20 protein-coding genes and 1 riboswitch are annotated in these 22,405 nt (G+C 44.1%); of the genes, 7 read left to right on the top strand and 13 right to left on the bottom strand.

Features of this window, described 5'->3' with window-relative positions:
• Positions 1 to 98: 98 nt before the first annotated feature.
• Entirely contained in the window at positions 99 to 1,436 is a 1,338-nt protein-coding gene (locus tag JNUCC22_RS18620) for an aldehyde dehydrogenase family protein (protein ID WP_038460485.1), read from the top strand.
• A gap of 37 nt (positions 1,437 to 1,473) precedes the next feature.
• On the opposite strand, the gene JNUCC22_RS18625 is transcribed toward JNUCC22_RS18620, so the two are convergent.
• Entirely contained in the window at positions 1,474 to 2,694 is a 1,221-nt protein-coding gene (locus JNUCC22_RS18625; RefSeq protein WP_216062340.1) for an outer membrane protein assembly factor BamB family protein, read from the bottom strand.
• 130 nt (positions 2,695 to 2,824) lie between these two features.
• Positions 2,825 to 3,244, bottom strand: coding sequence for a DUF5391 family protein (locus tag JNUCC22_RS18630; RefSeq protein WP_216061996.1), 420 nt, complete (start codon positions 3,242 to 3,244; stop codon positions 2,825 to 2,827).
• A 142-nt stretch (positions 3,245 to 3,386) separates the two neighbouring features.
• Between JNUCC22_RS18630 and JNUCC22_RS18635 the strand changes: the two genes are divergently transcribed.
• The 3 genes from JNUCC22_RS18635 (at position 3,387) to JNUCC22_RS18645 (ending at position 5,468) form a co-directional block, all read left to right on the top strand.
• Complete coding sequence (locus JNUCC22_RS18635; protein WP_042635642.1) at positions 3,387 to 3,698, top strand: ArsR/SmtB family transcription factor; 312 nt, start codon at positions 3,387 to 3,389, stop codon at positions 3,696 to 3,698.
• Positions 3,699 to 3,776: 78 nt separating this feature from the next.
• On the top strand, positions 3,777 to 4,943 hold the full coding sequence (locus tag JNUCC22_RS18640; protein WP_216061997.1) for an MFS transporter: 1,167 nt from the start codon (positions 3,777 to 3,779) through the stop codon (positions 4,941 to 4,943).
• 69 nt (positions 4,944 to 5,012) lie between these two features.
• Positions 5,013 to 5,468, top strand: coding sequence for an RDD family protein (locus tag JNUCC22_RS18645; protein ID WP_014419310.1), 456 nt, complete (start codon positions 5,013 to 5,015; stop codon positions 5,466 to 5,468).
• 36 nt (positions 5,469 to 5,504) lie between these two features.
• Here JNUCC22_RS18645 and JNUCC22_RS18650 read toward each other — a convergent pair whose 3' ends face one another.
• On the bottom strand, positions 5,505 to 6,191 hold the full coding sequence (locus JNUCC22_RS18650) for a VOC family protein (RefSeq protein WP_064108017.1): 687 nt from the start codon (positions 6,189 to 6,191) through the stop codon (positions 5,505 to 5,507).
• 298 nt (positions 6,192 to 6,489) lie between these two features.
• On the opposite strand from JNUCC22_RS18650, the gene ahpC reads away from it, so the two are divergent.
• Both ahpC and ahpF read left to right on the top strand, forming a co-directional pair.
• Positions 6,490 to 7,053 (top strand): alkyl hydroperoxide reductase subunit C, encoded by a 564-nt coding sequence (gene ahpC, locus JNUCC22_RS18655; protein ID WP_004393188.1) that lies wholly within the window; start codon positions 6,490 to 6,492, stop codon positions 7,051 to 7,053.
• A gap of 13 nt (positions 7,054 to 7,066) precedes the next feature.
• Positions 7,067 to 8,596: an alkyl hydroperoxide reductase subunit F gene (gene ahpF / locus JNUCC22_RS18660; protein ID WP_007614902.1), complete on the top strand. Its 1,530-nt coding sequence runs from the start codon at positions 7,067 to 7,069 to the stop codon at positions 8,594 to 8,596.
• Between the two features lie 44 nt (positions 8,597 to 8,640).
• Here ahpF and JNUCC22_RS18665 read toward each other — a convergent pair whose 3' ends face one another.
• Together JNUCC22_RS18665 and JNUCC22_RS18670 are read right to left on the bottom strand one after the other, a co-directional pair.
• Positions 8,641 to 9,873, bottom strand: a complete 1,233-nt coding sequence (locus JNUCC22_RS18665; protein WP_038464495.1) for a Fic family protein — start codon at positions 9,871 to 9,873, stop codon at positions 8,641 to 8,643.
• A gap of 140 nt (positions 9,874 to 10,013) precedes the next feature.
• The gene (locus JNUCC22_RS18670) at positions 10,014 to 11,360 is read right to left on the bottom strand and encodes an amino acid permease (protein ID WP_007614904.1); all 1,347 of its coding nucleotides are present in this window, start codon (positions 11,358 to 11,360) and stop codon (positions 10,014 to 10,016) included.
• Between the two features lie 145 nt (positions 11,361 to 11,505).
• Positions 11,506 to 11,586: riboswitch (glycine riboswitch) on the bottom strand.
• A gap of 298 nt (positions 11,587 to 11,884) precedes the next feature.
• On the opposite strand from JNUCC22_RS18670, the gene fbp reads away from it, so the two are divergent.
• Positions 11,885 to 13,810 (top strand): fructose-1,6-bisphosphatase, encoded by a 1,926-nt coding sequence (gene fbp / locus JNUCC22_RS18675; RefSeq protein ID WP_007407862.1) that lies wholly within the window; start codon positions 11,885 to 11,887, stop codon positions 13,808 to 13,810.
• A gap of 39 nt (positions 13,811 to 13,849) precedes the next feature.
• Here the strand turns inward: fbp and JNUCC22_RS18680 are convergent, their stop codons facing one another.
• The 8 genes from JNUCC22_RS18680 to JNUCC22_RS19720 form a co-directional block, all read right to left on the bottom strand.
• Positions 13,850 to 14,308 (bottom strand): (2Fe-2S)-binding protein, encoded by a 459-nt coding sequence (locus JNUCC22_RS18680; RefSeq protein ID WP_015418586.1) that lies wholly within the window; start codon positions 14,306 to 14,308, stop codon positions 13,850 to 13,852.
• Complete coding sequence (locus tag JNUCC22_RS18685) at positions 14,301 to 15,143, bottom strand: FAD binding domain-containing protein (protein WP_191974000.1); 843 nt, start codon at positions 15,141 to 15,143, stop codon at positions 14,301 to 14,303. The genes JNUCC22_RS18680 and JNUCC22_RS18685 overlap by 8 nt, the downstream gene beginning before the upstream one ends.
• Positions 15,130 to 17,460, bottom strand: a complete 2,331-nt coding sequence (locus tag JNUCC22_RS18690; protein ID WP_216061998.1) for a xanthine dehydrogenase family protein molybdopterin-binding subunit — start codon at positions 17,458 to 17,460, stop codon at positions 15,130 to 15,132. Before JNUCC22_RS18690 ends, JNUCC22_RS18685 begins: the two co-directional genes overlap by 14 nt.
• Before the next feature lie 5 nt (positions 17,461 to 17,465).
• On the bottom strand, positions 17,466 to 18,086 hold the full coding sequence (locus tag JNUCC22_RS18695; RefSeq protein ID WP_038460504.1) for an NTP transferase domain-containing protein: 621 nt from the start codon (positions 18,084 to 18,086) through the stop codon (positions 17,466 to 17,468).
• Entirely contained in the window at positions 18,083 to 19,099 is a 1,017-nt protein-coding gene (locus tag JNUCC22_RS18700; protein WP_038460506.1) for an XdhC family protein, read from the bottom strand. The genes JNUCC22_RS18695 and JNUCC22_RS18700 overlap by 4 nt, the downstream gene beginning before the upstream one ends.
• A 68-nt stretch (positions 19,100 to 19,167) precedes the next feature.
• Complete coding sequence (locus JNUCC22_RS18705) at positions 19,168 to 20,184, bottom strand: FUSC family protein (RefSeq protein ID WP_038460509.1); 1,017 nt, start codon at positions 20,182 to 20,184, stop codon at positions 19,168 to 19,170.
• A gap of 443 nt (positions 20,185 to 20,627) precedes the next feature.
• Complete coding sequence (locus JNUCC22_RS18710) at positions 20,628 to 21,398, bottom strand: DUF6414 family protein (protein WP_038460511.1); 771 nt, start codon at positions 21,396 to 21,398, stop codon at positions 20,628 to 20,630.
• Positions 21,399 to 22,050: 652 nt separating this feature from the next.
• Positions 22,051 to 22,203, bottom strand: coding sequence for a pentapeptide repeat-containing protein (locus tag JNUCC22_RS19720; protein WP_079978483.1), 153 nt, complete (start codon positions 22,201 to 22,203; stop codon positions 22,051 to 22,053).
• Between the last annotated feature and the right edge of the window lie 202 nt (positions 22,204 to 22,405).

Here is a 22,405-nt window from a genome sequence, read left to right on the forward strand (position 1 = left end):
GTAACGTATAGATGTGTTTACGCTGTCTTTGCCGCAAAAACACATCACATTATAATAGGCCCTGAAGAAACAAAAAAGCAACCAGAGGAGGAAGACCGATGGATCAGCATATAAAAGCAGACATCAAACGCGTCTTTGCGCTTCAGAAAAAAAATCAAAAAACACTGCGTGCTTCAACAGCCGGGCAGCGCAGAGAAAAGCTTCAGCGCTTTTTAGATGCCGTCACCGCACATGAAGAAGAAATCATCGAGGCGATCAGACGGGACGTCCGCAAGCCTTATCATGAGGTAAAAAGAGCGGAAACGCAGGGAACGATTAAGGCGATTAAAGATAATATGAACAATCTCGACACCTGGATGGCGCCGAAACGCGTCGGCTCATCCGTCAGTCCCGACGCTGACGGCGTATTAATGTACGAGCCAAAAGGCCTTACCTTAATTCTCGGCCCATGGAATTATCCGTTTATGCTGACGATGGCTCCGCTTGCGGCTGCCATTGCGGCCGGCAACAGCGCGATTGTGAAGCTGTCCGATTTTACGATGGAGACGAGCCATATCGCCGCGACAGTTATTCGCGAGGCATTTCACGAAGAAGAAGTCGCCATTTTTGAAGGTGAGGTCGATGTCGCCACAGAACTGCTCGACCAGCCGTTTGACCACATTTTCTTCACCGGAAGCACGAATGTCGGTAAAATCGTCATGACGGCAGCGGCGAAGCATTTGTCGTCCGTCACGCTTGAGCTTGGCGGAAAAAGCCCGACGATCATCGACAGCGGCTATGATTTGATGGACGCGGCGAAAAAAATCGCCGTCGGCAAATTTGTCAATGCGGGGCAAACATGTATCGCACCTGACTATCTCCTTATGAAGAAAGAAGTGCAGAACACCTTTACAGATCTCCTGCAAACCATTGTCAATGCAGGTTTTATGGAGGATGATCATACGGTTGACCGCAACAAATTCACGCAGATTGTCAACGACCGCAACTTTAACCGTGTCAAAGCCCTGTATGATGACGCCATTGAAAAAGGGGCGAAGACGGCGTTCGGCGGCGTATTCGATGCGCATGACCGCACGATTTCTCCGACCGTGCTGACAAACGTCACGCCTGATATGAAGATCATGCAGGAAGAAATCTTCGCACCGATTCTGCCGATTATGAATTACGAAGATATCAGTGAAGCCGTTGATTACATCACTGAACGGGACAAGCCGCTTGCCTTGTATGTATTCAGCCATAATCAGGAGCTGATCGATTATGTGCTGCAGCATACGACGTCCGGCAATGCTTCTGTCAATGATGTCGTCGTTCATTTCACTGACGTCAACCTTCCGTTCGGCGGTGTCAATACGAGCGGGATCGGTTCATATCACGGTGTGTACGGCTTTAAAGAATTCTCTCATGAAAAAGGCGTATTTATTCAAGCCTCTAAATAAAAAAAGAATCCGCGCAGATGACGCGGATTCTTTTTAATTATTTTTTTGCCCCGAATGCGAGCAGTTTCGTATAAGTACCGACATAGAGCGTGCCGTCTTCAGCCAGAACCGGGGAGGAAATGACATTGCTGTCTGTTTGATAGCGCCATTTTTCATTACCGTCAGCGTCAACCGCATAGACATTTTTATCGTCAGAACCGAAGTACACATTGCCGTCCGCATCAATCAGCGGCGCCGTTCTCACAGGCCCGTCCGTATAGAAAGACCAGTTCATATTACCGGTTTTGCTGATGGAAAACAGCTCGCCGCTTCCGGAACCGATATACACATTGCCGTTATGGTCGATCGCTAATGAAGAGCTGGAGAAACCGTTTAACGGGAACGTCCACTTTACAGCACCCGTTGATGTATAGGCGTATAAGTTGCCGTCCTGGTTTCCGGCGTAAACGGTGCCGTCTCTATCAATAACCGGATAGCCTTTAAACCCGTTGGACGTCGTTTTTGACCATTTCACTTGGCCCGTTCCGGAATTGATCGCGTAAAAGATATTATTGTACGTTGCCGTATACAGAGTGCCGTTTGACGCTAACACGGGAGCGGAGCCGACCACGCCGTTTGTTTTAAACTTCCACTTTTGCGTCCATGTCGAAGGCGACGTCGGTTTAATCGCATAGATATAGTTATCCAGCGTCGACACATACAGCGTGCCGTCAGAGCCGATAGCCGCATCGGAACTCGGCGCTCCGCTCAGCGGAACCGATGTTAAAATGTTTCCGGTTTCTTTGTCGATGAAATACAGTTTTTTATCGTGAGAAGGAAGATAAATGACACCGTTTGTTCCGAGCACCGGAGTCAGCGTATAGGTCGTCCCGATGTTTTCCGTCACCCATTTCATAGTACCGTCCGGATGATACGCCGTCAGCTTCCCGTCTTTTGATTGAATAAATACGGTGCCGTCCCCGTCAACCGCGGCTCCCGCACCGTTTTGAGGGGTGGCCGGGACATTCTTTTCCCATTTTAATGCGCCATCGGCAGTGCTTGTAAACCGGCTTTCTCTTGACCAGTTGAACATCGTCGGAGACATCGCCTGCGCGTCATACCGTCCCGCCAAGAAACCGGATGCCACATGATTTTGTTTAAATACCGTTTCCGCAGCTTGAGCAGCCGCCGGATGCAGCCATTTTGCCCCCGGCAGATCAGAAACCGCTCCCACAGATAAAGCCGCAGCAACCGCAGCGCCGGCCGCCAATGTTTTCATTCGCAATGAAGCTGTCTTTTTTTTCAATGTCAGTTCCTCCCGTTTCTATTAAAAGCTGCTATATCACTTCGATCATACCATAATTAACCTATGAAATATTTGTATTTTCGGTAGATTTATAGAACAAATGTCACATAGCCTGCTGATGCTTCGGGGATGATCGAAACGCGGCAATATACCATACCACATTGACGATAAAAGCCGCGCCTGACCAAACGAGAAGGCCGTAATAAAGAGACAGCTCCTGCCCTAAGGAAATTGCGGTCAATAACGCCACCAACAAGACAGCCGCGCAAATGATAAGCCCGATTCCGCAAAAAACGGCCATGATGATTTTCATGACACGAATACCGAGAATATATATAATGAGCGGGACCGCATATATAACAAAGATCTGGCCGACGGCGGCCCACATGCCCGCGGAATTAAAACGATTCGCGTTCGGCCCCGTTTCCGCAAGCGGAGAAAGCGAGACGAGGACCGGCAATAAACAAAACAGCAGAGCGGAAAGCAAGGTCATCGCAACCGCACCTTTTTTCTTTTGATTCATGTGAATATCCTCCTGACAATAACCCGGCTTTTTTACCGGTAATCTGATAATATGTTATATTTTAGCACGATATTTAGTTACTTTGAGAATGTTTTGTTAAAAACGAATTTACAAATCCAGAAAAATAGATATAATAAACGTTATGGAACCGATATTGATTCATAAAGCGCTATCTAACAAAACACGAAGTGATATTATGACGTGGCTTAAACACCCGAAAGACCATTTTGATGAAAGACCTTATCTTGATCAGGGACTCAGTTTCCGCACCGGAATTTGCGTCGGTGATATTCAGGCAAAGTCGGGGCTTGCGCAGTCCGTCATCTCCAGCTACCTGCTGACGATGCAAAAAGCCGGCCTGCTGGAATCCGAACGAATCGGAAAGTGGACCTATTACAGAAGGAATGAAAAACAAATTAAAGCCTTTGCTGACTATGTTCAGCACCAGCTATAACCATGAAAGGAGGGCTTTTTTTGTTATAACATATCTATTTTTCTGTATATGTAGTTATAAAAGGAGGCATACATAACAATGAAAAAAAGCAGTTCCGTCTTCATTCTATTTTTGGCATTAGGGGTTTTCGGGATTATTACGACCGAGATGGGCATTATCGGGGTTCTTCCGCAAGTGGCGGACAGATTTCATATTTCTGCTTCAAAAGCGGGGTGGCTTGTCAGTATTTTCGCGTTCATCGTCGCTGTGTCGGGACCGTTTTTGACCTTGCTTGCTTCAGGCATAAACCGGAAAGTCATTCTGCTTTTGGCGGTGCTGATGTTTGCCGTTTCAAATGCGGTCTACGCGTATACGGCGCATTTCAGTGTCATGCTGGCGTTTCGGATCATTCCGGCTTTATGCCACCCGGTGTTCTTTTCTGTAGCGCTTGCGGCCGCGGCCCGGCTTGTCCCCGCCGGCCAATCCGGAAAAGCCGTAACGAAAGTCTTTTCAGGCATCACCGCCGGCTTTGCGTTCGGCGTGCCTTTCACGTCTTATCTGGCGGAGCGTCTCTCCCTTGAAGCCGCCTTCTTATTCGGCGCTATCATCAGTCTCATCGCATTCACGGGCATTCTTCTCTTTTTGCCATCCATGCCGGTCACAGAAAAAATGTCTTTCAGAAGTCAGCTCGGCATCCTTCGCAAACCGGCTTTGTGGCTCAATATCGCTGCCGTCACCTGTCTCTTTGCGGCCATGTTTTCTGTCTACAGCTATTTTGCGGAGTACCTCGGACGGGTGTCCCATATGAACGGCACATGGGTCAGCTTCATGCTGATGAGCTTCGGGGTGATTATGATAGCCGGGAATTTCGTCTTCGGCGCTTTGTTATATAAAAATATGAAAAAGACCGTCATCCTGTTTCCGCTTCTTTATACAGCCGCCTACTTGCTCATATACGGGTTTGGGACGTCTTTCGCGCCGATGGCCGTTCTCGTCTTCGTATGGGGCGCCGTTCATTCCGGCGGTCTCATTGTCAGCCAGACATGGCTTACTGCGGAAGCAAAGGAGGCGCCCGAATTCGGCAACAGCCTGTTTGTCTCTTTTTCCAACCTCGGCATCACCATCGGAACGGCGGCGGGCGGCTGGTTTATTTCACATTTGGGAATCCATCAGCTGATGTGGTGCGGCATCATGTTTGCCCTTCTGGCTTTCGGGCTGATCATGGGACGCTTGGCATGGGGAAAGAGGCTGCTCGCAGAAGCTTAAGCTCCGTTGCAAAATCCGGAATGATTACGTATAATATTCCAGATTAAAGCAAGGGAGAGAAAAAGATACATGGAAAGACCGGCAGGATTTTGGATTCGGTTTCTGGCTTACGTCATTGATCAAATCATCATAGGAATTCCGATTTTTATCATTCAATTTATGGTCTCTTTTTTATTTGCGGCAGGCGTTGCGGCGGCTGACCCCTTCATGACCGAAAATCAGTTTAACATCTCTTTTCTGGTGTTCGGCGTCATCCCGATTCTTGCGAGCTCTTTTGTGATCAGTATCTTATATTTCAGCCTGCTCACGGCCTCAAAGATGCAGGGGACCCTGGGAAAAGCATTGCTCGGCCTTAAGGTCGTCAATGAAGATGGCGGACGGATTTCCATCGGCCAGGCCTTCGGACGCGCTTTCGCATATATCATATCTAAGCTCATTCTTTATATCGGATTCATCATGGGCGCCTTCGGAGAGAAAAAAACGCTGCACGACATCATGTGCAGCACCCGTGTTGTCTATAAATAACGACCTCAAGTCCGGGCCTTTTGAGCCCGGGCTTTTTTATGACGGCTGTGCCCGCCTGATGTCAATGCCGCCCTTTCCGTCAGCCTCAATGCGGATCGTCCCGTTCACAATGACAGACAGCGGATGGAACTCCGCATGCTGATCAGAAAAAATCCAGCGGCGGCCGCTCGGCCCTAAAAGCAAAAACGCCCCATCATTGTAATCACCCATAAAATGAAACCCATTTTCCCTAAGAGGCGCATGCTTTCTCACCGGAATGCCGAAACGCTGCAGCTCCCTCCCGGTTGATACGACTTCGGCAGCCGTCAGATTCACCTCGCCGATATTCAGAACGGACTCAATCGAAAAATGTTCCGCGCTTGGCGGCGATGTTTCTCTCGCGATGAATTCCGCCAGATTGTTGGACGGATCTTTGAAATAAAAGGAACGCGCCTGAATATGAGAGAAATACACCTCATCCTCCCCATCTTCCGTTTGAAAAACGACTTTATCCTTTATCCACGCCTTCGCCTCATCAAAACGATTATTCGGAATGTTAAACGCGAAATGATACGTCGGATGAGAGTGAGAATCGGCGCGCCTGAATTCCAACTCACTTTCCCCCGCCTTGATGGTAAACGAATCACCGGACTCATCAATTAAAGGAAAACCTAACACCCGTTCATAGAAGTGTTTCGTCTCCTCCAACGCACAACTGTACAAAGTAATGTTATTTATTTGCATGATCATACCCCCTTTGGTTTATACTGCCATATAGAAGGGTTGATTCCTACTGTTTCGATTCACCAATTGAGAATCCTCCTTTCGCCCGGCGCTAAACATGACAAACAGCGCCAAACCGCTTATACCAGGCGTTTTTAAACGTCTAAAGCAAAAAAAGCAGAAAATAATACCCCATATAGCTTGACAAAAAATAAATGTTATTTAATAATCTATATATAATTAGAATTATTATTGAAAGATAAAGTGAATGCTTTGTCTTTTTAATATATTTCAAATCACATTTCAGGAGGAAGATATTATGTCTTTAATCGGAAAAGAAGTACTGCCATTCGAAGCAAAAGCTTTCAAAAACGGTGAATTCATCGATGTAACAAACGAAGATTTGAAAGGTCAATGGAGCGTTTTCTGCTTCTATCCAGCGGATTTCTCTTTCGTTTGCCCGACTGAACTTGAAGATCTTCAAGGACAATACGCTGCACTGAAAGAATTAGGTGTTGAAGTATACTCTGTTTCTACAGATACTCACTTCGTACACAAAGGCTGGCATGACAGCTCTGAAAAAATCGGCAAAATCACTTACGCAATGATCGGTGACCCATCTCAAACGATCTCCCGCAACTTCGACGTTCTTGACGAAGAAACTGGTCTTGCTGACCGCGGAACATTCATCATCGATCCTGATGGCGTTATCCAAACAGTTGAAATCAATGCAGGCGGTATCGGCCGTGACGCAAGCAACCTTGTAAACAAAGTAAAAGCAGCTCAATACGTTCGTCAAAACCCAGGTGAAGTCTGCCCGGCTAAATGGGAAGAAGGCGGCGAAACACTTACACCTAGCCTTGATTTGGTAGGTAAAATCTAAGGAGTGCATTCCATTGGTACTTGATGCAAATATCAAAGCACAATTAAATCAATACATGCAGCTAATTGAGAACGACATTGTTCTCAAAGTAAGCGCCGGTGACGATGACACTTCTAAGGACATGCTGGCTCTCGTTGACGAGCTGGCTTCCATGTCATCTAAAATTTCAGTTGAAAAAACTGAATTAAACAGAACACCGAGCTTCAGCGTTAATCGTACCGGAGAAGACACAGGCGTTACATTCGCCGGTGTTCCTCTCGGCCACGAATTTACATCATTAGTGCTGGCATTGCTTCAAGTCAGCGGCAGAGCGCCTAAGGCTGATCAAAAGGTCATTGACCAGATTAAGAACATTAGCGGAGAATACCGCTTTGAGTCTTATATCAGCCTGACGTGCCACAACTGCCCTGATGTCGTCCAAGCATTAAACATGATGAGCGTGCTCAACCCGAATATCACTCATACAATGATTGACGGCGCGGCATTCAAAGAAGAAGTGGAAAGCAAAAACATTATGGCTGTTCCGACTGTATTCTTAAACGGTGAATCTTTCGGAAGCGGCCGTATGACCATCGAAGAGATTCTCGCAAAAATGGGCAGCGGCGCAGATGCGTCTGAGTTTGCCGACAAAGAGCCGTTTGACGTTCTTGTTGTCGGCGGCGGACCTGCCGGCGCAAGCGCGGCGATCTACACGGCGCGTAAAGGCATCCGCACCGGTGTCGTCGCTGAACGCTTCGGCGGCCAGGTACTCGACACCATGAGCATCGAAAACTTCATCAGCGTCAAAGCGACTGAAGGACCGAAGCTCGCTGCAAGCCTTGAAGAGCACGTGAAAGATTATGATATTGACGTCATGAACCTTCAGCGCGCGAAACGCCTTGAGAAAAAAGACCTCTTCGAACTTGAACTTGAAAACGGCGCTGTACTGAAAAGTAAAACAGTGATCCTTTCAACAGGTGCCCGCTGGCGCAATGTCAACGTACCTGGTGAGCAAGAGTTCAAAAACAAAGGTGTCGCTTACTGCCCGCACTGTGACGGACCATTGTTTGAAGGCAAAGACGTAGCCGTTATCGGCGGCGGAAACTCCGGAATCGAAGCGGCGATTGACCTTGCAGGTATCGTCAATCACGTGACTGTGCTGGAATTCGCGCCTGAACTGAAAGCAGACGAAGTCCTGCAAAAACGTCTTTACAGCCTGCCAAACGTCACTGTGCACAAAAATGCACAAACGAAAGAAATCACAGGCGACCAAAACGTAAACGGCATTACGTTCGTTGACCGTGAAACAGGCGAAGAAAAACACGTTGAACTCCAAGGTGTATTCGTCCAAATCGGCCTCGTGCCTAATACAGAATGGTTAGACGAAACGGTCGAACGCAACCGCATCGGCGAAATCATCGTTGATAAGAGCGGCGCGACAAGCGTTCCCGGCCTATTTGCCGCAGGGGACTGCACAGACGGCCCGTACAACCAAATCATTATCTCCATGGGATCAGGTGCAACTGCCGCTTTAGGCGCATTTGATTATTTGATCCGGAATTAATGTGAAAGCCGCCATATGAATGGCGGCTTTTTTAAATATACTAATTAAGAAGGCAGTATTTCCTCTAAACAATCCTCGCTGATTTTATAAGATTTTGGCCTTCTGCTTACCAGCTCAACAAATCCTTGCTGTTCTAAATAATCCATTACTCTGTTAATTTTATGTCTCGATTTATTTGAGAGCTCCATTAAATCTTGCACCGACAGCGTAACCTGATCATTTACAAATACATTAATCGTGATAATGATATTAAAAATATCACGTTCATCTTTATAATCAGCCCATTGATCGCTATCAATATAGTTCCTAATTCGTTTCAGTTTCATTAAATTAAATTCAAGATCCTCAATAATTCCTTTTTGTCCTGACAGAAGCAATTCCAGCATATCCATTAAATAAAAAGTCAGCTCTCCCCGGTTTAAAGGTGCGGGAATTTCCTCTAATGCCTTATAATACTTATCTTTATTCTTATTAACTGCGTAAGAAAAAGTGATGGCTGAATATTTTTCTAAGTATCGGGACAAATAACTCCCAACGATAAGGCGTCCTGTTCTTCCATTGCCGTCATAAAAAGGATGAATGTATTCATAGTAGTAATGAGCTGTCATGTAACGATACAGCTGGGGATGTGTTTCATCATGAAGATAAGCAATTAAAGCCTCAAGCGCTTCTGTTATCTTCTGTTCAGAATTGACGCCGATATGGGTGGTCATGTTCCCATCGTTCACTTCAACATAGCCTTTTCTGAATAGCTCACCATCCGGCGCATCTTCCGCTCCGATTTCATCTGCAACCAGCTCGTCGTATAATTCCCTAAAGTCATGAATGCTTGTAAACGACGGAATTCGGTCTATAAATTGATATGTTTTCATCAATCCGACAAACCGCTTATGTGAGGGCTCGGATTGTTCTAACGCTTTAAGAGCCTCTTTCAATTCTTTTTTTGTACTGCGGATTCCTTCAATTTCATTATTACTTTGTGCTTCATTAATAATTAATTTATCAAAATAAGGTTTGACAGCAAATTCAGGGAGCTGACTGATAAGGGATGAAATTTTGGAACTGTTTAACAACACTTCATTATTCAGCTTCATGAGTTTATGTGTATTCACATAAAATAGCTCAAATGAATCTTCCGTGGGTCGGCCTTTTCGGAACCCCCGTATGTTTAATGATGTTGAATAACTGCCATAGCTGCTTGTTCTCTTTTTAAATTCTTTCTCATATGAATCAGCATCCATTTTATAAAAAAGCTTAGATAACTTCTCATACTTCATATTATCACCTCGCTTAATTTAAAATTACACAATTTTTTTAAATTATACAATCATTATAGCCTGATTTCTAACAAATATTCTCGCTTTCCAATCAAAACAAAAAACGGCATACTGCATGGCAGTACACCGTCTGAAGCAATTCAATCTGTCTTTCTCCCTCTCGCCCGATAGATAAGAAATAATCCAATAAACCACAGCGGCGTCAGCAGCAAAGCCGGGCGCGTTGCATCCGCAAACAGCATAATCACCAGAATGACGGCAAACAGCGCCAGCACGGCGTAATTGATAAACGGCGCAAACGGCGCCTTGAAAGACGAGCTTGCGTGTAAGTCCGGACGGGTTTTCCTGTATCTGATATGACAGACCAGAATCACGCCCCACACCCAAATGAAACAAATCGCGCTGATGGTGGTCACGATGCCAAAGGCCGCTTCCGGTATCAATTTGCTTAAAAGAGCGCCAGCTGACAGCACAATAACCGATATCCATAATGCGCGGCTCGGCACATGATTTTTATTCAGCTTCGCAAAACTTGCAGGCGCCTGTTTCGTTTTGCTTAAGTTATACAAAATCCGGCTTGTTGAAAACATCCCGCTGTTACAAGCAGAAGCGGCAGACGTTAATACGACAAAATTAATGATTCCCGCGGCTAACGGAATGCCGACCAGACTGAAGGTCTTTACAAAAGGACTTTCCGCCGCATTCAGCTGCATCCACGGATTAATACATAAAAGAATGAGCAATGCCCCGACGTAGAAAAATAAAATCCGCAATGGAATTTTATTGATAGCGGACGGAATATTTTTTTTCGGATTTGACGTTTCCGCCGCCGACACACCCACTAATTCCACACCGACATAGGCGAAGATCACCATCTGGAACGAAAGCAAAAAGCCTGAAAATCCGTTCGGAAACAAGCCGCCGTGCTCCCACAGATTCGCCGCTGAAACCGTTCCGGTATGCGTTTTGAACCCAATCACCAGCAGAACGACACCGATGACAATTAACGCGAGAATCGTGACTACCTTAATTAAGGCGAACCAAAACTCCAATTCTCCAAAAATCTTAACCGTTAACAGATTAAGCCCTAATAAAATGAGCAAACAGATAAGTGCCGGAATCCACTGCGGAATATCAAACCAATATTTCACATACACACCGACGGCGATCACATCCGCCATAGCCGTCATAATCCAGCAAAACCAGTAGGTCCAGCCGGTGACAAACGCTGCACGCGGCCCTAAATACGCCTCGGCAATATCCGTTAATGATTGGTAGCCCGCTTTAGATAACAGCAGTTCTCCCAGCGCCCGCATGACGAAAAAAAGCGCAATACCTACAATAAAATACGCAAAGATGATAGAAGGACCCGCCAGCTGAATCGCCTTACCGGACCCTAAAAACAATCCGGTGCCGATCGTGCCGCCAATGGCGATCAGCTGCACGTGCCGATTCGATAAGTCCCTCTTTAGCTCTCGCTGCTCCACATCTGACTCCTCCTTACCTCTCTAGTGAACGACGAGCAAAAAAAGCCAATAAAAAAAGAGATTGGATGCCCTCCAATCTCATGGTCATAAGAATATCAAATTATATCTGCGCCGCTGACAATCAACAGCATGACAAATACATATTCGGTACTCTTCTGTCCTTTTGCCTGAGATTGTGAACCCTTCGGCGCCGCGGAAAACCCGCGGTCTCTCCAGAAGCCGCTCCTGCTGTAGTTCGACCCACAGCAATCATAGCCTGCTACGTATTGAGTTTCTGATAGAAATACCTATCAGCTAACTTTTTATTTTAATGGAAGTTGAATGCATTGTCAATAGAGGGATGAGCTGCACGGCGTTATCCCGGTCCAATTTTTGATGCCTGAAGCGCGTATTTTCCGTTTTCATTGTCTCAAAAAGGCGTTATGCGGTACTATCATATAAGGTCTAATGAAATAAACATTATGTCATACTTTAAATTCACCTTACCATACAATTGCTCGTAAATAAAAAGGGGATGGACGAGATTGGAAACGAAATATTTAGATCTGCTCGCACAAAAATACGATTGTGAAGAAAAAGTGGTCACGGAAATCATTAATCTGAAAGCGATACTGAACCTGCCGAAAGGAACCGAGCATTTCGTCAGTGATCTGCACGGGGAGTATCAGGCATTCCAGCACGTGCTGCGGAACGGTTCAGGAAGGGTAAAAGAGAAGATCCGCGATATTTTCAGCGGCGTCATTTACGATAGAGAAATTGATGAACTGACGGCTTTAGTCTATTATCCTGAGGACAAACTGCAGCTGATCAAACATGACTTTGATACGAAAGAGGCATTAAACGAGTGGTATAAAGAAACGATTCACCGGATGATTAAGCTCGTTTCTTATTGTTCTTCCAAGTACACCCGCTCCAAATTGCGCAAAGCGCTGCCCGCCCAATTTGCTTATATTTCTGAAGAGCTGCTGTACAAAACAGAACAAGCCGCCAACAAGGAACAATACTACTCCGAAATCATAGAACAGATCATTGCGCTCGGCCAGGCCGATAAGCTGATCACCGGCCTTGCCTACAGCACGCAGCGTTTGGTGGTCGACCATCTGCATGTTGTCGGCGATATTTACGACCGCGGACCGCAGCCGGATAAGATCATGGAAGAACTGATCAACTATCATTCAGTGGATATTCAATGGGGGAATCATGATGTTCTCTGGATAGGCGCTTATTCCGGCTCAAAAGTATGCCTGGCAAACATTATCCGCATCTGTGCCCGCTATGACAATCTGGATATTATTGAAGACGTTTACGGCATCAATCTGAGACCGCTATTGAACCTTGCTGAAAAATATTACGATGATAACCCGTCTTTCCGCCCGAAAGCGGACGAAAACAGACCGGAAGATGAGATTAAACAAATCACAAAAATTCATCAGGCGATTGCGATGATCCAATTTAAGCTTGAGAGCCCGATTATTAAGAGACGGCCGAACTTTAATATGGAGGAACGGCTGTTACTGGAAAAGATCGATTATGACCGCAATGAAATCACGCTGAACGGAAAAACATATCAACTGGAAAACACCTGCTTTGCGACGGTGAATCCCAAACAGCCTGACGAGCTGTTAGAGGAAGAAGCAGAAGTCATGGACAAGCTGCTGTTCTCTGTTCAGAACTCCGAAAAACTGGGCCGACATATGAATTTTATGATGAAAAAAGGCAGCCTTTATTTAAAATATAACGGCAACCTGCTGATTCACGGCTGTATTCCCGTCGATGAAAACGGCAGCATGGAAACGATGATGATAGAGGATAAAGCTTATGCGGGCCGTGAGCTGCTCGATGTATTTGAACGGTTCTTACGTGAAGCGTTTGCCCATCCGGAAGAAACCGATGATCTGGCGACAGATATGACGTGGTACTTATGGACAGGCGAATACTCCTCCCTCTTTGGAAAACGCGCCATGACAACCTTTGAGCGGTATTTCATTAAAGAGAAGGAAACGCATAAAGAAAAGAAAAACCCGTATTACTATTTGCGTGAAGACGAAGCAGCCTGCCGAAACATCCTGAAGGAATTCGGCCTCAACCCGGATCACGGCCATATCATCAACGGCCATACACCGGTAAAAGAAATCGAAGGCGAAGATCCGATCAAGGCAAACGGAAAAATGATCGTCATCGACGGCGGCTTCTCCAAAGCCTACCAATCCACAACAGGCATCGCCGGCTACACGCTCTTATACAACTCCTACGGCATGCAGCTCGTCGCCCATAAACACTTTAACTCCAAGGCCGAAGTGCTGAGCACCGGAACCGACGTCTTAACAGTGAAACGATTAGTCGACAAAGAGCTGGAGCGGAAGAAAGTGAAAGAAACAAACGTCGGTGAAGAACTGATGAAAGAAGTGGCGATTTTGGAGAAACTGCGGGAGTATCGGTATATGAAGTGAAGAATATGGAGTTCAGGGATGATTCTCTGGGCTCTTTTTTTACGGTTTCCCTGTATGTAAAACCGATTTAACCGCTTCTTCAATCTCCCTATAACCCGTACATCTGCAAATATTGGACTCCAGCCAATTTTTTATCGTGTCATCACTTGCATTCGGCTCAGTATTCACTAAAGCATGACAATTCATGAGAAAACCCGGTGTGCAATAACCGCATTGAAACGCGAATTTTTCAATAAAAGCCTTTTGAATCGGCGTATTGATCAGTCCTTCAATTGTCGTAATGTCCTTTCCTTCCCCTTCTGCCGCAAGCATTAAGCAAGATTTCATCGGCACCCCGTCCGTTAATACCGTACAGGCGCCGCAATCCCCATTTAAGCAGCCCGGCTTTGCACCAGTTAATCCGAGACGAAGACGAAGAGCAAATAACAAAGTATCAGCCGGCCTGACCGTAATCTGTCTTTCCTCGCCATTTACTTTCAACGTAATAGGATCAGACATTTGGACCTCCTTCTAATTCCCGTAAGGCATCTAAAATTGTATTTTGCAAGACAAATATTCGGTATTCACTTGAGCCTTCTGCGTCATCAAGAACGGGTTTGGGTACATACTGTAAAGACCTGCGCACTCTTTCTTCTGCTGATCGGTTTTTATCGTTAAGCACAGCCTCCATTTCAGCAGAACGAAACGGAAATGGACATACGCCGCTGAAGGCCATTCTGATCTCATCATCTTTTTTCAGCGCACAGACTGTCACCAATGGATATCCGACATTCCACTGCTGTCTTCTTTTGATACTGACAAATGGCAGGTCAACGTACGCTCGATCGACAACGACATGAAATAAAAAATCACCTTTTTGCAATTGTATTTCCTTGTTAAATACTTTATTTATGGGACGGTAATGAATCCCCGCTCTCCCTGCAATCCCTATCAAACTATCAGAAATCAGCAACGGCAGCACGGCCTCACGGTAATAGATGCCCCCGCAAATGTTTCCGCCCATGCTGATCTTATTTCGAGTCGTCCGATCGGCTATTTCACTGACTGTTTTACTTAATAGCGGGAATGGATTTTCTTCCTCCAGTTTCGTTAATGACACGCCCGCTCCGATCACCAGATCATTTTCATAAAAGCGGATGGTTTGAAATTCCGGAAGCGCGTTCAGATCTATCACCGCATCCGTATAGATGATATTCAGCCTTCCTAACGTGATAATTTCCGTGCCGCCGGAATAATACATTGGTGTTTTCTTCTCGGCCGCAAGCGAGTGAAATAGATTGATTGTTTCTTGAATGGTCTTCGGTTTAAAATAGTCGAAATCAAACGGTATCATCTTTCCACCCCTCTTGCGTCCTCCATAATCGTTCGGGAATGAGAGGAAGTTGATTCAATTGGACACCTAAAGCGGCGGAAAGGCAATTTCCCAATGCTGCCGGCATCCCCAACAGTCCTTGTTCCCCGCCTCCGCGCGCTCCATAAGGGGCAATCACATGCGGGGTTTCAACAAATTCAATGATATATTCAGGCTGCTCTCCATAGTGAAGGGGGCGGTATGTTCTAAGCTGAGGATTTAATACTCTGCCATATGAATCAAATACAAAGGTTTCTCTTCCTCCAAATGCGATTCCCATACTCATCCCCCCCATCACTTGACCCCTAGCAGCTTTTTCATTCAGTACAGTTCCTATATCCACAACAGAATAGGCTTTTGTAATTCGATACGTATAATCCCGTTTATCCAACTCAACTTCAATTCCCTGAGCACCGACAGCCCACTCGGGTCCCGGCTTCCCTCTTCCCGTTTCCCGGTCTAAATTCGTCATCCGGGTTAATGTGTAATTGCCGCTCGCAATGATTTGGCCGCCAATGGTATTTCCATTTGGAAAGGTATATCCGTAAGCAATGTCTTTTATTTCAACATGTACAGAAGGATGATCTATAAAATAAACCTTTTCGTCGGCCACTTCCAATTCCTCGACAGGAACCCGCAATACACATGATGCCACGTCTTTCAGCTTTCGAATGGCTTCCTCCGCTGCATTCAGTACGGCTCTTCCGGCCATTAACGTCCCTCTGCTCCCCACGGTTTTCCAATGCTCGGGTGTTGTTTGTGTATCTATAAGCATTTTTACGTGAATTTTGCTTATATCCATTTTCATTCGTTCCGCTAAGATTTGGGCTAGCACCGTTTTTGTCCCTGTTCCAATTTCCACTACCCCTGACATCAAATTAATGCTTCCATCGGGATTAAAGGTTAGAATCACCCCGGACGTTGCATTTGTATCAAATGTTGAGGTTTTCCAAATGCAGCTGATTCCCTTCGCCCGTATCTTCCGGCCATCGATTTCAATTCGCTGTCCCTCGTCCCAATTCATTAATTCCTTCAATCTTTCAATGCACTTCGGCACATTTCCGACCGTGCTTGAATTGAGAAGAACTTGAGTCGGTGTGGTGTCACCGGGGCGAATGGCATTTTTATAGCGGAGTTCTAATGGGTCCATGTTCAGCTTTTCCGCCAATACATCCATCGTCCGCTCAAAGGCAAATAACACTTCAGCATGGCTGTAGCCCCTGAATGCACTTGGATATGGATGATTCGTATACATACAATATGAATCACACCGTATATGATCGATCGCGTACGGACCCGTACAATCAACCACCGCAGCCCGGCTGATGTCCACTCCTTTATCAGAATACGCTCCGCCATCAAATAAAAGCTGAATGTCCGCCGCCTTTAAGATTCCATCCTTTGCAGCCCCTAATTTGACAATGGCATCCAACCCGATATGAACGGGAGATGTGATCAGATCCTCTTCTCTCGTATTAAACAATTTGACGGGCCGGCCTCCGACTGCTTTTGATGCCAAATAGGCAATCACCTCTAACTGAACGGCTGCTTTTCCCCCGTACGCTCCTCCTACTAAAGGCGTTTTGACGATCACCTTTCCGGGTTCAATTCCAAAATACCACTCCATTAATTTTTTAATGGCAAAAGGAGCTTGAGAGGATGTGGTAATGATAATCTCCTCATCCGCCCGAATTTCAACAATCGAGCATCTTGTTTCCATCGCAGCGTGATCAGAAGGGTTAAAGGAAATTTGGAATTCTGCTGTCACATCACTTTCCCTAAACCCATCTTCAATATTTCCTTTTCTAACCTTATCCAGGTTTGCGATATTTGTCTTCGGAACCGGGAATACACCTTTTGTCTTCTCATAGCGGTCCGCATGTTCATGGACGAGCGGCGCATCCTTTTGAAAGGCCTCACGGGGGGAATTGACGACGGGAAGAGGTTTATAGGATACTTTGATGGCATCCGCTGCCTTTTTAGCTGTAATTGGATTTTCCGCTACAACAACAGCAACCGGCTCACCATGGTATCTGACCCTTTTATAGGCAATCGGCGATCTGTCTTTAATTTCTTCACCTGCAAGCGGAAAAGGTTCATCACCCAATATCGCTCTCACGCCGGGAATCTTCCAAGCTTCTGAAAAGTCCATAGACACAATATCGGCATGCGCATATGGACTGACCAGCATTTTTGCGTGTAATATGCCTGTTTCTTGAAAATCATCCGTATATTTCGCTTTACCCGTCACTTTTTCAAGGGCCTCTTTTCGAATGACACTCTTCCCGATATACTCCAACTCATTCACTCCCCGAATTTATTCAGCAGCAGCGTATAATCTTCAACTGTATCGACGTCATAAAAAAGCAAAGGGTCTTGAAAGCTGATCATTTTTCCCATATTGATCATACTTTCACGGATGACATGCCGGGCGCCCTGATCTCCCTTTAACTGAAGCAATACCGGAAAACATTGATTTGAGAATAAAATGGGGGGCATAGGAAGATATTGATTTTCAGCGGAGATAAATAAATAACGGTGCTCCTTTTGATAGGAATCAATTAACGTATTGATGATATCTGCGGTGACAAACGGCTGATCTGCAAGGAGAATGATAACGGCGTCAGCCTCGTACTCTGCCGCTTTTTTCACACCGCATTGTATAGAATGGCCTTGGCCTTTACCCGCTTGCTCACATTCTGCCTGGCTCCACTTGCTTGATATGGGGTCTAAAAAGAAAAAATCCGAAAGCCAATGCAGTGAATCTCCCTTTCCCGTAATAACGAAAATATGATCTAATTCAGATAACAAGGCATTTTTAAGAGCTATACTTCCCAGAGAGACGCCATTGAGAAATAAACTGCGCTTATCCGTCCCCATGCGTCTGCTTGTACCGGCTGCCAGGTAAATGGCTGCTGTTTTCATAAGCGAGACCTTTGTTTTCGCATTTCTTTAATCATCTCGCCAACAATGCTTACAGCAATCTCTTCAGGGCCCTGTGCCCCGATGGGAAGTCCGATAGGGGAATGAATATCCTCCGGAATCTCAGCTCCGCCTAATAGCCGTTCAGTGCGCCTTTTAGGGCCTAATACACCTTTATAAAACACATTCTCGTTTTTTAATGTATGTAAAATGATCTGATCTTTTTGAAAGCTGTGTGTCATAATGACAACAAAATCTCTTTTTGTCATGCTCAGGCCTTCCATGACTTCTTCCGGTGCCCCTGTTATCAAATGGCCGGCTTCAGGAAAATGGCCGTGATGACATAAAGCGGGACGCCAGTCAATCACCGTCACATGAAAGCCAGTGCCAGCTGCCAACGAAACTAACGGCTTCGCATCTTCCCCTGCTCCGAAGACATATAAACAAGGTTTTGGCACCATCTGATGGATAAAAAATAAATCAGAGGTATGTTCATCCCTCTTGATTCCCTTTTCCGTCTGTCTCAGTTTTTGAATACGGCCTTGTTCCATAACATCCCCGGTTCCAAACACGCTGCCGTCTTCCACTATGTACAGATCTTCCTTCAGCTCTAACGTTTTAGTGAATCGTTTCATTCGGGTCACAGACTTTTTTTCATCTAAGCATGTCTTGACTGTCATCAGATGTCTTTCCAATTCTCCTTTTACAGGCTCAAGTAAAACCGTCAAAACACCATTACAGCCAACGCCTTGTCCCCAGGATAAATCGTCCTCCGCGCTCATATCAAAGCGGACAATCAACGGCTCTCCTGCAGTCCAGACCTGTTCCGACCGTTCAACGAGATCTTCTTCCAGACAACCGGCGGATAACATTCCGACTCTTGTTTTGTCCCCTAAAATCAGCATGGAGGCCCCTTCTTTCTTATAAGCGGACCCCTCTGTTTTAATAATGGTAGCCAGTACCTTAGCTTTTTTAGAAGTGGCGATGACATCCAAAATCCGGTGTATATCATCCATTTCATGTCCCCCGTTTTACCTGATCATATCTGCATCTGTATATCCGTATTCTTTAATTCCAGAAAACATTACAAACGCTTCAGCAATTTCTTCGTTTCTAAAAAAAAAGAGTCTTTATAGACCTTATGACCGGGCGGCGGGTGCGACAGTATGTCGGAACGGAGAGATTCCAATAACATGTCCTGTTCCTTCTGTTTCCAATTGTCTGTTTCACCCTGCTGTATGCCTTTAAAACCCGCAAAGTATTCACTTAACACTTGTAAATCATTCCCCAGCTCTATTTTGTCACTTGAAGATAACTCCCCCTCTTTTTCCCATTCTTTTAACGTTTTCACTATATTTGATAAATACTCAAATCCGGCGTTCAACTTTTGCATCTCAATTTGATAGCTTGAAATGATGATTTTATGTTTTTTTCTGACGGGGTTGAATTTTAAACTGTCAGAGGCTGTTTGCAGCATCTCTTTTGTCATATGCAGCTCTTGCAGAAGATTGTTCATTCTATACGCCATAAGGTTCCCTTTTCCTTGCCCCCACTCTGATTGCACCCATTTGGAAAGGTCTGAAAGTGTGCCGGAAAGCTGACGAGCCAATGTTTGAAAAGAGTCCGCTGCCTTTTTTGTGTAGTCCGGCGGAAAAAGGAACATGTGAACCAGAATGGCGATGATGACGCCGATCACCGTATCGATGATTCGGTCGAATGCATAATCTTTAGCGTTTCGTTCAAAGGTAAATACCAATAAAATGGTGAGCGCTACCTGATGTAAAACCGTTACATCTATTCGCAACAACTTGGCAATGTAAGTACCGCCTAATAGGAACAGCCCCAGCATCCAGCCATTCATTGGCAAGTGACTGACAAGATAGGATGTTAGCATGACCCCAATTGCAGTTCCCGCAATACGATGAAAAGAAAAGCGAATTGACTGATCTATCGTTGGCTGCAAACATAAAATAACAGACAGAGGCGCTAAATAGGGGTGATCAGAGCCAACTAGTTTTGCCGCTTCCCAAGAAACAGCAGATGCAATCGCCATCTTCCAAACCAAAGATGTTTTGTTTTGAATTTTTTCACTTTTCATCATACGCCCCCTCCTTTCAGAAACCTTTTCCACTAGGTTTCCGTGACGGAAAGGGATTTATACTGTCGTGTGGAAAAAGCGGAAGAAGCTGTTGTTCAAAGGAGGATTCTTGAATGACGGCTTCTTTTTGGGATTGGGCAAGCATTAGTAAATAAATGATATATTGTTGACGACTCTTTGCAGTAAAGGGGCTTTAGGAAACATGAGACTGCAGTTAGGCAGAATGAGAACTATCATCAATTCTTTTTTTGTATTTAAGACTTAAATATAAAAAATATTCTTTGGACACTTTATATATATTTATTCGAATTTAATTTTAGGTATTTATTTAGGATACGACTCCATGATACTAATTAACATAGTAAGCCTAGATAATAAAATATTGTTAACAAATTAATTGAAAAGACCAGTCATTTTAAAGTGGTCCAAAAATAGTTTACATGCTATTACTGATAGATTGCCAAGACTTCAAATATAATAACGTCCTCATTACTTTCAATGCTATTTAACCCACTCATTTGTTCTTGCCCTACTTGACGTCTAATCCCCCGGCTCAAAGAAAGTAAATCTTTCATAATATCGAATAAAACAATAGGCTTATTTTGTTTAACATCTTTCCTCGATAAAACTTTTGCAATTATAGTTACATCTTCATCTTCAAAATCCTCTAGATGTTCTAACTCATATAGTAAGTTTTGCGAATTAAGTTTAGCAAAACCTATTCTGTTGTTAAAGCTGTCACTATCAAGAAACGCAGGTATTTTAGTACTTTCTTTAGCAAATATCTTGTTGAATAATTCTTCTTCTTTATCATTCTTAATATCCATGCTTGATGATAACATAGGTTTAAATTGATTGATCAAATCCATCATATCAAACTCTTCTGGAATCTTAAATCCACCCTCAAACCTTACAATAGATGTTCTTGGAATCGTCTCGGAATCATAGTCATCTTCTAAAAAATTAAAATAATTATCCGTTCCTTTATCGGCAAGCAATTCTTCAAACTCATTGCAATCAAGTAAAAGGTTTTCAACAATTACGCCTTCCATTTCATTATTTCCATTAATCGCCGCTGAAACTAGAGGAATTTTAGCACTAGCTGATTTATTAGAGCTTACTTTAACATTTCTAATGGCTACATGCTTTTTCCCCTCTAGTAATGCTCCGTATTCTGCTATTTTAATATTATCGAAATAAATCAGATTCTTAAACATATGTATACTCCCATCCACTATGTAATAGTCTTTTACTTAGTTGAAAGATCTTTAAAGAAAACCATATTCATCATATTTCATAAGATAGGACATTGTTATACCTAAATTTTAAATCCCGAGTAATCGAGGTAGGATGGAACTATTTAAAAGTAACCCTAACAGAAACCCACCAAATGCAATAAATGTTGATGTTATTTACCATAGTCCCCCCCCCTTGAATACTAGCCAAATTACATTGTCCCCATTCTTCTCTTGGCATTCCGAAGTCTCCTTCATCTGGGGCAGGACAATATAATTATATCAAATATCTATTTTTATGCATTCAGAAAGCGTTGAATGCTAAAAAGTGTGTAGAATCTTTTTTTATTTCTCCAGTGCTTTAAATCCTCTAATCAAATCTCTTTCAGAATACTTCTTCAATAGTATATATAAATACCATTTATTGACCTTGTTCTTTTTCACATGAAGAACATGATAATTATATATATCAGATATTCTGATAGTCGATATACTGTCTCCAATAATTCATCCGTTAAAACTAATTGGGGATAACTATCAATTACCGTTACTTTCTTATTCACAATTAAATTTTTAGCGTTCTTCAAATTTGTATTTATGAAAGTCACGTTATTGAATGTTACTTCTTTAAAATCTATGCCTTTAAATTAGCACTAAAAAAGATTACATCTTTTAGTATTGCACCTCTAAAATTTGTTCTCTTTAAATTTACATTAATAAAATCTACCCCCGTAACTTTTGTATCCTTAAAGTTACAGTAGGTAATGTTAGATGCTTTATAATTTATATATTTTCAAAAACAGCACCTTTATAAATAAGATTGTGCATATTAGATTGGTAAGCATACCTATCTTTTATACCACTCATCTTTATTGGTGCATTAACTAGATTAAAAGCGAACAATCTACCCGAGACTTCTTTTTCTCTTTTTACGCTCTAATAATCCTTCTTCTTTTTTTGCTTACTCCTACCCACTCTGAACCTCTCCT

This window comes from Bacillus sp. JNUCC-22 (assembly GCF_018861275.1).
GTDB classification, from domain to species: Bacteria; Bacillota; Bacilli; order Bacillales; family Bacillaceae; genus Bacillus; species Bacillus velezensis.

Coding starts and splice junctions, on each gene's coding strand:
- JNUCC22_RS18665 (WP_038464495.1), bottom strand. CDS start 9,873: ATGAAGTATGAGAAGTTATCTAAGCTTTTTTATAAAATGGATGCTGAT.
- JNUCC22_RS18705 (WP_038460509.1), bottom strand. CDS start 20,184: ATGATGAAAAGTGAAAAAATTCAAAACAAAACATCTTTGGTTTGGAAG.
- JNUCC22_RS18680 (WP_015418586.1), bottom strand. CDS start 14,308: ATGTCTGATCCTATTACGTTGAAAGTAAATGGCGAGGAAAGACAGATT.
- JNUCC22_RS18620 (WP_038460485.1), top strand. CDS start 99: ATGGATCAGCATATAAAAGCAGACATCAAACGCGTCTTTGCGCTTCAG.
- JNUCC22_RS18635 (WP_042635642.1), top strand. CDS start 3,387: ATGGAACCGATATTGATTCATAAAGCGCTATCTAACAAAACACGAAGT.
- JNUCC22_RS18630 (WP_216061996.1), bottom strand. CDS start 3,244: ATGAATCAAAAGAAAAAAGGTGCGGTTGCGATGACCTTGCTTTCCGCT.
- JNUCC22_RS18700 (WP_038460506.1), bottom strand. CDS start 19,099: ATGGATGATATACACCGGATTTTGGATGTCATCGCCACTTCTAAAAAA.
- JNUCC22_RS18710 (WP_038460511.1), bottom strand. CDS start 21,398: ATGTTTAAGAATCTGATTTATTTCGATAATATTAAAATAGCAGAATAC.
- JNUCC22_RS18640 (WP_216061997.1), top strand. CDS start 3,777: ATGAAAAAAAGCAGTTCCGTCTTCATTCTATTTTTGGCATTAGGGGTT.
- JNUCC22_RS18645 (WP_014419310.1), top strand. CDS start 5,013: ATGGAAAGACCGGCAGGATTTTGGATTCGGTTTCTGGCTTACGTCATT.
- JNUCC22_RS18695 (WP_038460504.1), bottom strand. CDS start 18,086: ATGAAAACAGCAGCCATTTACCTGGCAGCCGGTACAAGCAGACGCATG.
- ahpC (WP_004393188.1), top strand. CDS start 6,490: ATGTCTTTAATCGGAAAAGAAGTACTGCCATTCGAAGCAAAAGCTTTC.
- JNUCC22_RS18685 (WP_191974000.1), bottom strand. CDS start 15,143: ATGATACCGTTTGATTTCGACTATTTTAAACCGAAGACCATTCAAGAA.
- JNUCC22_RS18650 (WP_064108017.1), bottom strand. CDS start 6,191: ATGCAAATAAATAACATTACTTTGTACAGTTGTGCGTTGGAGGAGACG.
- JNUCC22_RS18625 (WP_216062340.1), bottom strand. CDS start 2,694: ATGAAAACATTGGCGGCCGGCGCTGCGGTTGCTGCGGCTTTATCTGTG.